The organism is Leptolyngbya sp. KIOST-1 (assembly GCF_000763385.1).
Classification (GTDB): domain Bacteria; phylum Cyanobacteriota; class Cyanobacteriia; order Phormidesmidales; family Phormidesmidaceae; genus Nodosilinea.
Window position 1 is genome coordinate 302,640 of the sequence record NZ_JQFA01000002.1, and the last position, 13,494, is coordinate 316,133.

The following is a 13,494-nucleotide window of genomic DNA, read 5'->3' on the forward strand; positions in this document are numbered from 1 at the left end:
GGAAACAGCCAAAACCTAGGCCACTGCTGCCGCGGCTCGGTCAAAATAGCTAGACAGCTCAGAAATGAGAGAGCTGCAATCGCCCTGGGTGATATTGGCGGTGTCGCTTACAACCCGAATGGAAGCTTCTTTAAGCTTCTCAATGCCAGCAGCGACCGACGCCCCAGGGGTACCCAGCGCCACGTAGGTTTCGCGCAGGCCATTCAGGGCTCGATCTTCTAGAACACTGGCATCCCCAGCAAAAATGGCGTAGGTGACGTAGCGCAGAATAATTTCTAGATCGCGCAGGCAGGCGGCAGCGCGCCGGTTGGTATAGGCATTGCCGCCGGGGGCTGTCAGCTGTGGCTGCTCGGCAAATAGATCGCGGGCAGCGCTGGCCACGATCGCCGATGAATTGCTGGTAATGCGGTTAACCGCATCAATGCGCTTGTTGCCGTCTCTGACCAGGTTGATCAACGCATCTACCTGGTCATCACTAAGGTAAGCACCCCGGCTATCAGCTTGAGAAACCACCTTAGAAAAAGCATCAAAGGCCATAACTTGGGTCTCCTAAAGACTAATGTCATTGCTATTCGGTACAGCGGTTGATGCAGGCTCATAAACACAGCTTTCTGACATCGCAGAGCGCACAAAAATCAGGCACGGGTTTAATGCCCAATCCGATCCACAAATTTAGCGAAGCCTGAGCAAAGACTGCCAGACAAAACCTACCATGTAAAACTGTGGAGTGAGCGCAGCCAATACTCGCCAGACATTTGACAAGAAAGGCTCTCCGCATCAACCTTGATTCACTTATATAGCAAATTAAGATCCCATTTTGTTACGAAAAATTTAGGAATAGCAATTGTTTTTGGAGCTACAAAAAACGTTCAAAAATTTGGCTTAATTGTTTTTGTGACAACAATTTAATTGGCCTTTAACTTCCATTTCTGAGTTTCAATGTAAGGCTTTGCAACAATTGTTTCTGCGGCAACAATTTTGCTCTGGTGCGATCGCAAGCGCCAGGCAAAACATATTCCTATATTAGGAGTCAGAATGTTAGGCAGCCCCAGTAAGCCCCAGTAAACCGATGCTACAGAGGGTGTTGTGACAAAGCCCAACGCGCCGCCCATGGACACCGGACAATGACCCATCCCACGACGCATGTCACTGCGCTAAGGCCGGTGGGCGGAGCCCACCCTACGGCAGATCGAGACTGCCACCCCCTACCCCCTACCCCTTACCCTCCCACCCCCTACCCCATCAACTTAGGACGCTAAAAGGAGCACCCATGCCCCAGACCATCCCTGTAATCAATATTGCTCCACTACTCACTGAGGCCGAGAATACGGCAGCGGTGGCCGAACAGCTGGGACAGGCCTGTCGTCAGCACGGCTTTTTTTACATCACCGGCCACGGGGTAGACGAGGGGGTGCAGCAGCGGCTTGAAACACTCAGCCGGGAATTCTTTGCCCAGCCTTTGGAGACCAAGCTCTCCATTGCCATGGCAAAAGGGGGCCGCGCCTGGCGGGGCTACTTTCCGGTGGGGGGTGAGTTGACCTCGGGCCAGCCCGACCTGAAGGAGGGCCTCTACCTGGGGGCCGAGCTGAGCGACGATCACCCCCTGGTGCGGGCGGGCACTCCCCTGCACGGACGCAACCTGTTCCCCGAAACAATCCCTGAGCTGCAACCGACGGTGCTGGACTACCTGGCGGCGATGACGGCGTTGGGCCACGCCGTGATGCGGGGCATCGCCCTCAGCCTGGGCCTGGAGGCCGACTATTTTGACCGGCGCTACACCCATGACCCGCTGATTTTGTTTCGCATTTTCAATTACCCCGCCGCCGAGGCCTCCAGCGACCAGTGGGGGGTGGGTGAGCACACCGACTATGGCCTGCTCACCATTCTTAAGCAGGATGATTTGGGGGGCTTGCAGGTGAAATCCCAGGGACAGTGGATCGAGGCACCGCCGATCGCCAATACCTTTGTCTGCAACATCGGCGACATGCTCGATCGCATCACAGGCGGCCTCTACCGCTCGACTCCCCACCGGGTAAAGAATACCTCGGCAACCAGTCGCCTCTCCTTCCCCTTTTTCTTTGACCCAAACTTTGCCGCCCGAGTGGAGCCCATTGCCTCCCTGGTGGGTGCTCAAGAGGATGACTGGCACGAGCGCTGGGACGGGGCCAGCCTGCGGCTGTTTGAGGGCACCTACGGCGACTATGTGCTGGGCAAGGTGGGGAAGGTGTTTCCGGAGTTGAGGCAGGCGGTGATTTGAGTGGGGAGTAGGGAGTGGGGAGTAGGGAGTGGGGGGTAAAAGATTAAGACATAGGGAATAGGGATAAATGAATTTAGATCTAGCTACAATTAAATCTTGTTTCGATTGTGATTCAGTCTACTAAGTGTCTGAAGGGGGCTGTGTCAGGGTGAGGGTTAATGTCTCGGGTCTGGCTGGCTGATTGGCTGGGTTGACCTGAGAGTCCATCCCTTCAGATGTCCCTGCTATCGAGATTTTCTCGCTCCTCGCTGTCATGTCTACTGCCGCTTCTGTTCTCAGTCAACCCCTTGCTCTGCCTACGGTTACGGCGGATCTGGCCTACCTCAGCCCTAGGGTAAAAAAGCCGGTTTTCTATGTAACTGAGCCGCCGCTGGGGGTGTGGCGAGACAATGCCGAATACGAAAATCACGCCCTGCCCATCCACGATGCCCGCTGTCTGCCAGAGCCGCTGTCGTTAGATCGGGAGGGGTTTCAGCTGGTGCAGCAGCCCAGTGCCGTGGCCAATTTTTACGATGACGATGAGGTGCAGCGGCGCTACTACCCTGAGGTGGAGCGGCTGTTGCGGGGGTTGACAGGAGCCCAGGCGGTGGTGGTGTTTGACCACAATCTGCGCCACAGCTTTTGGCAGCGCCAGGGGCGAACAGATCAGGGGCGCAGCGATCTGCAACCCCCGGTCGAGCGGGTACACAACGACTTCACGGCCAGTTCTGGCTTCAGCCGGGCGCGGCTGGAATTGGAGCGCCTGGGCATTTCGGCCACGGCCCTGCTGCGGCAGCGGTTTGCCATTGTCAACCTGTGGCGACCGATTGGCGCACCTGTGGTGCGATCGCCCCTGGCCCTCTGCCATGCCCAAACCATCGACCCCACCGACCTGGTGACGCGGGATCTGGTCTACCGCGATCGCGTCGGCAAGACCTACGCCGTCACCTACAACCCGGCCCATCAGTGGTTTTATTTCCCGCAGATGGAGCGGCACGAGGCCCTGGCCTTTAAGTGCTTCGATTCTTCCCTCAGCGGGGTGGCCCGATTCACCGCCCACACTGCCTTCACCGACCCCACCACCGGCCTGACGGCACCGCCGCGAGAGAGCATTGAGGTGCGGGCGCTAGTGTTTTATGGCGCTTAGGGGGCTCCTAGGGGGCGAGTTTAGAGGGTTTATCGGGGGGGCGATCGCGGCCTTTCCCCAATCCATTTCTCTTACTACTTTTCGCTGAACCGCTATGAAACGTCGATTCTTTCTCTTCACCACTGCTTCTTTTACCGCCAGCCTGTTTGCGGGCTGCGGAGACCGCACTGGGGGCGGCACTGGGGGCGGCACCCTGCGGGTAGGTGTTTCGCCAGTGCCCCACGGCGAAATTCTGGCCTACGTGCGCGATAACCTGGCCGCCAGCGAGGGGCTCACCCTGGAGGTGGTCGAATTTTCGGACTACGTGCTGCCCAATACGGCCCTCAACGACGGCCAGCTGGAGGCCAACTACTTCCAGCACGTGCCCTACATGGAGGACTTTGCCCAGCAGCGGGGGCTGGATCTGGCCTTTGTGCAGGCGGTGCACCTAGAACCGCTGGGGCTGTACTCCAATCGCCTGACGGTATTGAACGATGTGCCCGACGGTGCCCAGGTATCGGTGCCCAACGATGCCACCAACCTGGGGCGATCGCTAAAGCTGCTCCAGGACAACGGCCTGCTCACCCTCAGGGGCGGTGCCGGGGTGGGGGCCACCAAGCAAGACATCGAGGCCAACCCCAAAAACCTGCGGCTGGTGGAGCTAGAGGCAGCCCAGCTGCCCCGTGCCCTGGAGGATGTCGATATTGGCGTGGTCAATGGCAACTATGCCCTGTCCGTCGGCCTCAACCCCGCCGAGGATGCCCTGGCCCTCGAAAGCCCCCAAAACAACCCCTACGCCAACGGGCTGGTGGTGTTGGGCGGGCAGGAAAACAATCCCCAAATTCAGACCCTGGCCCGGCTGCTGACCACCCCCGAGGTGCGCCAGTTTATCGAAGAAAAGTACCAGGGGGCAGTGATTCCGGTATTTTGATCCTGCTCACCTGAAGGTAGCCCAATGATTACTATTCAAGACCTGCGCAAGGTGTACGGCTCCTTTGTGGCCCTCGACACCTTCAGTGAAGAGATACCGGCGGGGGAGATTTTTGGGGTGATTGGCCAGAGCGGAGCTGGCAAAAGCACCCTGATTCGCTGTGTCAACCGGCTGGAAACGCCCACCTCGGGCCGGGTAATTATCGATGGCCAAGAGATCACGGCCCTGGCAGGGGGCGACCTGCGGCGCGCCCGCCAGCGCATCGGCATGATCTTTCAGCACTTCAATTTGCTCAGCTCGCGCACCGCCGCCGACAACATCGCCATGCCCCTGGAGGTGATGGGCTACAGCCGCCTGCGCCGCAAAGCTCGGGTGGAAGAACTGCTGGCCCTGGTGGGGCTGGAGGGCAAGGGGGGACACTACCCGGCCCAGCTGTCGGGGGGGCAAAAGCAGCGGGTGGGCATTGCCCGCGCCCTGGCCGCCGACCCCAAGGTGCTGCTGTCGGACGAATCGACTTCGGCCCTGGACCCCCAGACTACCCAGTCGATTCTGGCGCTGCTGAAGGACCTGAACCAGAAGATTGGCCTCACCATCATGCTGATCACCCACGATATGGGGGTGGTGAAGCGCATCTGCGATCGCGTCGCGGTTTTAGAACAGGGCAGAGTGGTGGAACGGGGTCGCGTGGTCGATCTGGCCGCCCGCCCCAGCTCCCGCCTGGCGCAGGATTTCTTTCCCCGCCTGAAGCACTACCAGCCCCGACCCCACGCCCTGCTCGCCACCGTGGCCTTTCGGGGCGAGGTGGCCAATGAACCTTTTATTACCTCCCTGGCCCGCCAGTTTGATGTCGAGGTCAACATTCTCAATGGCAGCATCGAAACCATAGGTCAGCAGCCGGTGGGGCAGTTTCAGATCGAGCTGGTGGGGCCGGAGCGCTACCGCGCCCTCGACCAGCTAACCCAGCTCAACATCGCCGTCGAGGTACACCATGGACAGCCAACTGCTCAACAGTTTGTGGACAGCAACCCTTGAAACCCTCTACATGGTCAGCCTTTCGTCGCTGCTGGCAGCGGTGTTTGGCCTGCCCCTGGGGCTGTTGCTGGTGATCACCGGCCCCAAGGGCTTTTTGCCCCACCCGCTGGTCAATCAGGGGCTGGGCTGGGTGATCAACGCGGTGCGATCACTGCCCTTTATCATTCTGCTGGTGGCGATTCTGCCGCTGACGCGATGGGTTGTCGGCACCACCATCGGCAGCACCGCCGCCCTGGTGCCCCTCACGGTCTCCGCTGTGCCCTTCTTTGCCCGCGTGGCCGAAACCGCCCTGCTTGAGGTTGATCGGGGGCTGATCGAAGCCGCTGAAGCCATGGGCTGTAGTTACTGGGACATCGTCCGCAAGGTGCTGATTCCAGAGTCGCTGCCCGCCCTGGTGCTGGGCCTCACCCTGATGGTGATCAGCCTGATTGGCAACTCAGCCATGGCGGGGGTAGTCGGCGGCGGCGGGCTGGGCGATCTGGCCATTCGCTACGGCTTTCAGCGCTTTGATACGCGGGTGATGCTGTTCACCGTGGTGATTCTGATTGCCATGGTGCAGCTAATTCAGTGGTTGGGCGACACCGTAGCCAACGGGCTGCGCCGCACGGGTGGTACTGTCGCTGCCCCGAGGCGTGGTTTTGCTCGGCGGTTGTTGGGGGTAAGGGGGTAGGGGGGTGGGGAGTAAGGGGTGAGGGGTGTAGCGGCAATGGTGGGGGGGTGGTTGTTAGAATCGGGTTAAAAGGCTGGCCCACAGGGCTGTGCCTGTTTTGAGTCCTTCAGGCATTTTCCTGGCCTAGCTGTATGATTGCCGTCAACGACAACGCGCCTCGCCTCACCCCCGAGCAATATCTGGTTTGGGAAGAAACCCGGCCAGAAAAGTATGAGTATATCGACGGTGAAGTCTATGCCATGAGCGGTGGCAGTGTGAATCATGGTCGCATTGCCATTCGGCTAACCACCCTGTTTGACACCCATCTAGAGGGCAGCGACTGTATCACCGGCAACTCTGACATCAAGGTCAAGATTGCTGAAGCCCAGAACTACACCTATCCCGATGCCAGCGTTACCTGTGACGAGCGCGACAGGACAACGCCCCAGTACATCACCTACCCCTGCCTGGTCGTTGAAGTGTTGTCAGAAGGCACTGAAGCCTACGACAGGGGGGGCAAGTTCAGGCTGTATCGCCAAAACCCAGTCTTGCAAGATTATTTGCTGGTCAGCTCTACCAAAATTGAGATGGATCTCTACCACAAAACCGAAGCCGACGATTGGGTGATCATCAACTATCAACCCGGCGACACCATTGAGCTGCAAAGCATTGGTTTGAGTTTTGCGATCGAGCACGTCTATCGCGGGTTAATCCTCACCCCAGACTCCCAACCGACGATGTGAAACAGCCATCCACTCCCTACCCCTACCCAACCACCCCCTCACATTCAGATATACATGGCAAAGTAGCTCTCGAAAATCTCCGCATTGGCGGCCACGTTCTGCTCTGTTTGCTCCTGTTCTGTGGGCAGTGCCGCCGCTGGTTCCCCCTCAATGGGGGGGATGAAGTCGCCGCAGTACTCGTTGGCGGGTACGGCCTGGTTCATCTTTTTGGGGTAGCTCAGGCCCAGGTGGGCCATCAGGGTGATGAACTGGTCGCGGCTGCGGTCGCTGAAGCGGGGGTTGAGCCGCTTTTCTTCGCCGATGGTGGAGACGGTGCGGCCCTGGTAGTCGTGGGCAGGGTAGACCCAGGTGTCGTCGGGCAGAGTAAATAGCCGCTGGGTAACGGTGTCGTAGAGGGTGCCCGCATTGCCCCCTTGCAGGTCGGTGCGACCGCAGCCGCGAATCAGCAGCGCGTCGCCACTCAGCAGGTGGGTGCCGTTGACCAGGTAGGCCAGGTGGCCGCTGGTGTGGCCGGGGGTGGCGATCGCCTCAATGCGCACCGTACCCAAACTCAGAGTTTCGCCATTGGCCAGGCTGTGATCAGCGGAGCGGGCGGCGTTTTGGGGCACCAGCACCTGGCAGCCGGTCTGCTGGCGGAGTTTGCCCGCCCCGGTGATGTGGTCGGCGTGGATGTGGGTCTCCAGGCAGTAGCGCAAGGTCAGGCCCAAATCGTTGAGGATCTGGAGGTCGCGATCGCCCTTTTCCAGCACCGAATCCACCAGGGCGGCCTGGCGGGTCTGGCGATCGGCCACCAGGTAGGTGTAGCGGCTCGCAAACGGGATCGCCCATGCTCGCAAACGGTGCGATTTGGGGCTCACATTAACTGACAATGGTGAGGGTACCGGGCTCACATTATTTGACAATGGGCTCAGATCAAATTAAGATCCCATTTTGTTACGAAAAATTTAGGAATAGCAATTGTTTTTGGAGCTACAAAAAACGTTCAAAAATTTGGCTTAATTGTTTTTGTGACAACAATTTAATTGGCCTTTAACTTCCATTTCTGAGTTTCAATGTAAGGCTTTGCAACAATTGTTTCTGCGGCAACAATTTTGCTCTGGTGCGATCGCAAGCGCCAGGCAAAACATATTCCTATATTAGGAGTCAGAATGTTAGGCAGCCCCAGTAAGCCCCAGTAAACCGATGCTACAGAGGGTGTTGTGACAAAGCCCAACGCGCCGCCCATGGACACCGGACAATGACCCATCCCACGACGCATGTCACTGCGCTAAGGCCGGTGGGCGGAGCCCACCCTACGGCAGATCGAGACTGCCACCCCCTACCCCCTACCCCTTACCCTCCCACCCCCTACCCCATCAACTTAGGACGCTAAAAGGAGCACCCATGCCCCAGACCATCCCTGTAATCAATATTGCTCCACTACTCACTGAGGCCGAGAATACGGCAGCGGTGGCCGAACAGCTGGGACAGGCCTGTCGTCAGCACGGCTTTTTTTACATCACCGGCCACGGGGTAGACGAGGGGGTGCAGCAGCGGCTTGAAACACTCAGCCGGGAATTCTTTGCCCAGCCTTTGGAGACCAAGCTCTCCATTGCCATGGCAAAAGGGGGCCGCGCCTGGCGGGGCTACTTTCCGGTGGGGGGTGAGTTGACCTCGGGCCAGCCCGACCTGAAGGAGGGCCTCTACCTGGGGGCCGAGCTGAGCGACGATCACCCCCTGGTGCGGGCGGGCACTCCCCTGCACGGACGCAACCCCAGTAGCGCTTGACGCTTTCGCCAGTGGTGGCGACCGCCAATCCGGTCACCAATCCCAGCCCGATCAACAACCCGATTAACCCCGGAATGGTCTCCAGAGGAATGGCCTCAAAGGGGTTCGTTGTCCAGCGGCCAATGCCGGGGACAGAGGTCACCCAGCCAAACAGGGCGACCAAAACAAAGCCCGCCCCCAGCCAGTTGGCCCACCAGTCTTCTTGGGTGAACAGGGCCGTCCAGCCCTGCTGGTGGTAGACCGCGTCTTCATCCGGCAGTTGCTGATCCGGATAATCTCTCCAGTCCTCCTTAGGTCTAGTCATGATGATTTTTATTGTGAAACGTCAGTCGGTCATCTCTCCCAGAGACCGAGTGGCCCTGGGTTATACCAAATCCAAATCCCATACCCTCGACACCCAAGGGGGCAATCTGTAGGGGCAAACGGTTGCTTGCCCCCAGCTAATCGGGGGTAGCCAAGGCGGACTCGGTATTAGCCCCTGGCGCGATCGCCCAAGGAGCCTCAAAACAAAAGAACGGTATCCCAATCGGAATACCGCTCTTTGCCTAGCAGCCTCTCATGATTGAGAAAAAATTACAAGTGTTTTCAACTTCAATTCTACGCAGGCAGTCGAGGGTGGGTCAGTCCCGCGATGGGGTTGGCAAGTCGGCCTGGGCCGCAACCCGCAGCGGCCACCAGCGAAACATGGCCTGGTGCAGGCCCACCGCCCAGGCGATCGCCAGCAGCCAGCCCCCCACAACATCGCTGGGGAAATGCACCCCCAGGTACACCCGACTCGCGCCAATGGCCAGGGCAAACAGGCCCCCCAGCCCGATCAGCCAGGGCCGTCGGGGGCTGTCCCAGTTGATCAGCACCAGGGCCAGCACAAAGGTCATCGAGTAGGTGGCGTGGCCGCTGGGAAAGCTGAAGTCGGCATGGGGCGGAATGCCCTCCCACAGGGCGGGTCGCACCCGATGCCAGAGCAGTTTGGCGTTGAGGTTCAGCACCGCGCTGCCCCCCGTCACCAGGGTCAGATAGGCCGCCACGGGCCAGCGCCGCCGCACCAGGGCCAGGGCAATCAGCCCCCCACTGGCGGGCATCACGCCCCAGTAGGTGCCCAGGTCGGTGGCGATCGCCACGCCCCGATTCAGCGCTGGGCTGGCGTAGCGGTGCAGCCGCAGCAAAAAAGCCGCATCCCAGGCGGGCAGGGCGGGGTAGGCGGCGACCAGCAGGCCAAGGGCGATGAGGGACATGTGGATTGGCCTGCTGGGCTTCTTGCCCATCGCCATTGGTGTCAACGCCCTGCTCAGCCGCCAAACTATGGACGAAGACGAAACGGTAGACGTGTCGATCGCCAACCCCACCAACCCCCACTACCGCAAAGTGCGGCAGACCTCCCTGTGGCACACCCTGCGCGACCCCCAGACCTACAAAGTATCGGCGGTGACCCTGGCCAACGGCGGCAACAACCTGGCCATCTACATTCCCCTGTTTGCCAGCACCACCCTGCCCCGGCTCGGCATTATTCTGGCTGTATGCTATGCCGCCATCGGCCTGTGGCTGACCCTCTCCTACAGCCTGGTGCGCCAGCCCCAGTTGGCATTCATCATGGCCCGCTACGTACGCCGCGCCTTCCCCTTCGTGCTGATCTGGCTGGGGGCTGTCGCTGTTTGCGGGCCAAACTTGGACCGAGCTGGGTCTGACCCTGCTGGTGTTTGCCCTGCTAATTCCCCTCTGGTATGGGTTGGCCCTGGCGGTGGTCAGCCATCCGCTGGTGCGCGACCGCATCGCCCGCATCGGCCACCGCCTGGTGCCTCCGGTGCTCATTGCCCTGGGCCTCTACATTCTGATCGATAGCGAAACCTACCGACTGCTGCGGCCCTGACCGCCCTAGATTTGTCCAGTTTATTCATCAAGGAGACTGTTTCTATGCTTCGTACCCTCAAAAATGCCTTGAGCTTTCTGCTGTTTGCGGGCGTACTGCTGGTGCTGGTCGGCGTTGCCCGCCCCGCCAACGCCGACCCGATCGCCGAAAAGAGCCCCCAGTACGCCGAGATCACCCAATCGCTGGGCTGACTGTACTGTTGGGACTTTTGGGGCTAATGACCCAAGTGAGTGTTGCCCAAAGCCCTGGCAGCGGCAACAATTCTCAGCCAACGGCTGTCCTTTTTGAAAATGTGAGAATTTTTGATGGTGTCTCTGCCAATCTGACCGCACCGTCGAATGTATTGGTAATTGGTTCCTGTCAAGGATTAAATTGGTCTAATGGTAGCAGGAATGCTGAATTAGGTCAAGCAAGACAGAACGGATACTGAGGTATCCGGGATTCGAACATCTGACTCTAATCTCATGGAGTCGATTGTTGTTAGCTCTTTAGGGAGTTGATAACTAACATGGAGAGTTTGATCCTGGCTCAGGATGAACGCTGGCGGCGTGCTTAACACATGCAAGTCGAACGGGATCTTCGGATCTAGTGGCGGACGGGTGAGTAACGCGTGAGGATCTGCCCTTAGGATGGGGACAACCACTGGAAACGGTGGCTAATACCCAATGTGCCGAGAGGTGAAACATTAATGGCCTGAGGATGAACTCGCGTCTGATTAGCTAGTTGGTGAGGTAAGGGCTCACCAAGGCGACGATCAGTAGCTGGTCTAAGAGGATGATCAGCCACACTGGGACTGAGACACGGCCCAGACTCCTACGGGAGGCAGCAGTGGGGAATTTTCCGCAATGGGCGCAAGCCTGACGGAGCAACGCCGCGTGAGGGAGGAAGGCCTTAGGGTTGTAAACCTCTTTTCTCTGGGAAGAAGACCTGACGGTACCAGAGGAATAAGCCTCGGCTAACTCCGTGCCAGCAGCCGCGGTAAGACGGAGGAGGCAAGCGTTATCCGGAATTATTGGGCGTAAAGCGTCCGCAGGCGGTTTTTTAAGTTGAATTGGCCATTAGCCAGGTACCTTAAAGGCCGTAAACTCGTGAGTCTCATCGTCTGCACTTTTGAGCATGTTAGCCACCTTCGATGCAGTCCTAGCAAGACTTTGAGAGGATGCTGAAAAATTGGAGTAGTTGCCAACCGAGCAGCTAGCCAGCCAGAGATTTAGTAGCCAAATTGCCCTCTATAGAAGGCTTTCGAGCCATTGTCAGTTAATGTGAGCCGAACTCACGGTTTGCGAGCCGTTGTCATTTAATCTGAGCCCATTGTCATTTAATGTAAGCATGACGGCCCAACCATTGTCATTTAATGTGAGCTCAAAATCGCACCGTTTGCGAGCATGGGCGATCTCGTTTGCAAGCCGCTACAGGTAGGTGTACGTGCTCGACTCGGGGTCAAACAACTGGCGAAAGAGCAGCGTCGAAGCGGCCAAGGTCGGCACCGGGTCGCCGCAGTTTTGGGCGACGCCGACCGGGTCGCGCTGGGGCAGGGCGTAGAGGCGGGTGGGCACCGGGCGCACCCGCACCGGCAGCGATCGCAGCACCGTGGAGGCCAGGGCCAGGGACTGCTGGCGCAGTTCGGGCACGGCGGTGGTTTCCCACAGCTGGCCCTTGCGGGGGGTGCCCAGGGTGTAGAGCCAGGGCGATCGCTGCCCCTGCCCGTCCAGCACGGCCCCATCCTCGGCGGCGGTGTCGAGGCCCAGCCCCAGGGCACAGGGGCGGATCAGGCCCTGGTCGCGCAGGCTGGCGATTAGGGGGTGGGGCGATCGCCCATAGTCCACCTGAGCCCCGGTGCACTGGATCACCCGGCTCACCATTAGCGCCTTGGTGGCCCGAGCGCGGCGGGGGCGATAGGTGACCCTCACCCCCTCTGGAACTGACTCGTAGTTCACAATCCGCCCCCCCGCAATGGTCAACTGGCCCGACTGCTGGAGGGATTGAATCACCGCGTCAATCTCTGGGGCAATCCGGTGGCGGTGCACATCCCAGTAGGGAGTGAGGTGGCGCAAAAAGCGCCGCTGCTCGGGGCGGGGTAGCTGCTGCCAGAGGTCCTGGGTGATGGGTCGCAGGGCATCCACGACGCCGCGCCAGTCGTAGCCGTAGGCGGTGGCGGTATCCACCTCCCGCCGCAGCCGCCGCACCAGGCCGCGCACCGTGGTTGGGGCCGTCTCTGGGGTCAAAAAGCTGGGGTAGGGCTGGGCCGAGCGGTGGGACAACGGGGCCAGCCCCCGGCGGGACAGGGCTACAATCGGCCCCCGGTGCCCGCGACTGTGCAGCGAAATCACCATGTCCACCATGGTCAACCCGGTGCCCACCAGCAGCACCGGGGCATCGGCGTCGAGGCCGTCCAGGGCGTTCCACGACCAGGCATGGCGCAGGTAGTCGGGCGGGTCAGCGGGGAGTCCGCTGGGGGCATTGCCCAGGGCCAGCACCAGGCGATCGGCGGCGATGGTCTTCCCCCCGGCCAGGGCCACCTGCACTCCCTGGTTCTGGGGAGCTATGCCCACGGCTTCATCATTGACTCGCTCCAGCCGTACGGTGCTAGGGGCCGAGGCCTCCGCCTCTGCCAAAATGGATTGAACATACAGCCCAAACACGGCTCGCGGAACAAACGAGCTGGCGTCGAACCCTTTAGGGAAAAACCCGGCCAGGGCGCTGCGGTTGTAGTTGAGCCAGCGCAGCAGGTGCCCCGGCTCGTCGGGGAAAGCGCTCATCTTGCCCGCCGACACGTTCAGCAGGTGGCGGGGGTTGGGGGTGCTATAGGCCACACCCTGCCCAGCCTCAGGGCGGCGCTCCACCAGCTTGATCACCAGGGGGCGGTGGGCGGTTTTCAGCAGATGCGCTGCCACCAGCGACCCGCTGAAGCCAGCGCCAAGGATGGCGATCGTGGCGGTGGAAGAATTGGGAAAAACCATAGGGTAGCTACGAAAACTGCGCCGACAAAAGCTGAGAACTGACTTGAAGTGTAACCCGCATGTTTTTGAATCCGAGTTTACTGCGCTACCCTGTTTCAAACTAGAGGTGAATTGTAACTCAATTCACATACATTTCAAACTCAAGCGTGTGACTATACATCTGAGCCAAGGCTATTCTCAATTCTC

Annotated in this window: 13 protein-coding genes, 1 pseudogene and 1 other annotated feature; of the genes and pseudogenes, 10 read left to right on the forward strand and 4 right to left on the reverse strand. The window is 59.6% G+C overall.

Annotated elements, in window-relative coordinates:
- Positions 1-15: 15 nt before the first annotated feature.
- Positions 16-537 carry a phycocyanin subunit beta gene (locus tag NF78_RS01485; RefSeq protein WP_035984480.1) on the reverse strand — a complete coding sequence of 174 codons (522 nt, stop codon included), beginning with the start codon at positions 535-537 and terminating at the stop codon, positions 16-18.
- Between the two features lie 733 nt (positions 538-1,270).
- Between NF78_RS01485 and NF78_RS01490 the strand changes: the two genes are divergently transcribed.
- From NF78_RS01490 to NF78_RS01515, 6 genes are all read left to right on the forward strand, one after another.
- Entirely contained in the window at positions 1,271-2,257 is a 987-nt protein-coding gene (locus NF78_RS01490) for an isopenicillin N synthase family dioxygenase (protein ID WP_035984482.1), read from the forward strand.
- A gap of 253 nt (positions 2,258-2,510) precedes the next feature.
- Positions 2,511-3,383 (forward strand): CmcJ/NvfI family oxidoreductase, encoded by an 873-nt coding sequence (locus tag NF78_RS01495; protein ID WP_052049564.1) that lies wholly within the window; start codon positions 2,511-2,513, stop codon positions 3,381-3,383.
- Between the two features lie 94 nt (positions 3,384-3,477).
- Positions 3,478-4,293, forward strand: a complete 816-nt coding sequence (locus NF78_RS01500) for a MetQ/NlpA family ABC transporter substrate-binding protein (protein WP_035984484.1) — start codon at positions 3,478-3,480, stop codon at positions 4,291-4,293.
- A gap of 24 nt (positions 4,294-4,317) precedes the next feature.
- Positions 4,318-5,325: a methionine ABC transporter ATP-binding protein gene (locus NF78_RS01505; protein WP_052049566.1), complete on the forward strand. Its 1,008-nt coding sequence runs from the start codon at positions 4,318-4,320 to the stop codon at positions 5,323-5,325.
- The gene (locus NF78_RS01510) at positions 5,282-5,995 is read left to right on the forward strand and encodes a methionine ABC transporter permease (RefSeq protein ID WP_052049568.1); all 714 of its coding nucleotides are present in this window, start codon (positions 5,282-5,284) and stop codon (positions 5,993-5,995) included. Before NF78_RS01505 ends, NF78_RS01510 begins: the two co-directional genes overlap by 44 nt.
- 131 nt (positions 5,996-6,126) lie before the next feature.
- A complete protein-coding gene (locus NF78_RS01515) occupies positions 6,127-6,717 on the forward strand; it encodes a Uma2 family endonuclease (RefSeq protein WP_035984485.1) in 591 nt (196 codons plus the stop codon).
- A gap of 44 nt (positions 6,718-6,761) precedes the next feature.
- On the opposite strand, the gene NF78_RS01520 is transcribed toward NF78_RS01515, so the two are convergent.
- Positions 6,762-7,553 carry an MBL fold metallo-hydrolase gene (locus tag NF78_RS01520; RefSeq protein WP_052049569.1) on the reverse strand — a complete coding sequence of 264 codons (792 nt, stop codon included), beginning with the start codon at positions 7,551-7,553 and terminating at the stop codon, positions 6,762-6,764.
- Between the two features lie 547 nt (positions 7,554-8,100).
- On the opposite strand from NF78_RS01520, the gene NF78_RS01525 reads away from it, so the two are divergent.
- A complete protein-coding gene (locus tag NF78_RS01525) occupies positions 8,101-8,484 on the forward strand; it encodes a 2-oxoglutarate and iron-dependent oxygenase domain-containing protein (RefSeq protein ID WP_052049572.1) in 384 nt (127 codons plus the stop codon).
- Between the two features lie 620 nt (positions 8,485-9,104).
- Here the strand turns inward: NF78_RS01525 and NF78_RS01530 are convergent.
- The gene (locus NF78_RS01530; protein ID WP_052049574.1) at positions 9,105-9,716 is read right to left on the reverse strand and encodes a phosphatase PAP2 family protein; all 612 of its coding nucleotides are present in this window, start codon (positions 9,714-9,716) and stop codon (positions 9,105-9,107) included.
- Here NF78_RS01530 and NF78_RS33335 point away from each other — a divergent pair.
- The 3 genes and pseudogenes from NF78_RS33335 to NF78_RS30700 all read left to right on the forward strand — a co-directional run.
- Positions 9,715-9,897 (forward strand): annotated as a pseudogene (locus NF78_RS33335) (transporter); the annotation flags it as partial. The gene NF78_RS01530 and the pseudogene NF78_RS33335 overlap by 2 nt on opposite strands.
- Positions 9,898-10,174: 277 nt before the next feature.
- On the forward strand, positions 10,175-10,348 hold the full coding sequence (locus NF78_RS33340; protein WP_412768517.1) for a hypothetical protein: 174 nt from the start codon (positions 10,175-10,177) through the stop codon (positions 10,346-10,348).
- Between the two features lie 44 nt (positions 10,349-10,392).
- Positions 10,393-10,539 (forward strand): hypothetical protein, encoded by a 147-nt coding sequence (locus NF78_RS30700; RefSeq protein ID WP_156119599.1) that lies wholly within the window; start codon positions 10,393-10,395, stop codon positions 10,537-10,539.
- A gap of 322 nt (positions 10,540-10,861) precedes the next feature.
- Positions 10,862-11,353 (forward strand) — a sequence feature (16S ribosomal RNA rRNA prediction is too short).
- Positions 11,354-11,757: 404 nt separating this feature from the next.
- Here the strand turns inward: NF78_RS30700 and NF78_RS01540 are convergent.
- Positions 11,758-13,308: an FAD/NAD(P)-binding protein gene (locus NF78_RS01540; RefSeq protein ID WP_035988378.1), complete on the reverse strand. Its 1,551-nt coding sequence runs from the start codon at positions 13,306-13,308 to the stop codon at positions 11,758-11,760.
- Positions 13,309-13,494: the final 186 nt, after the last annotated feature.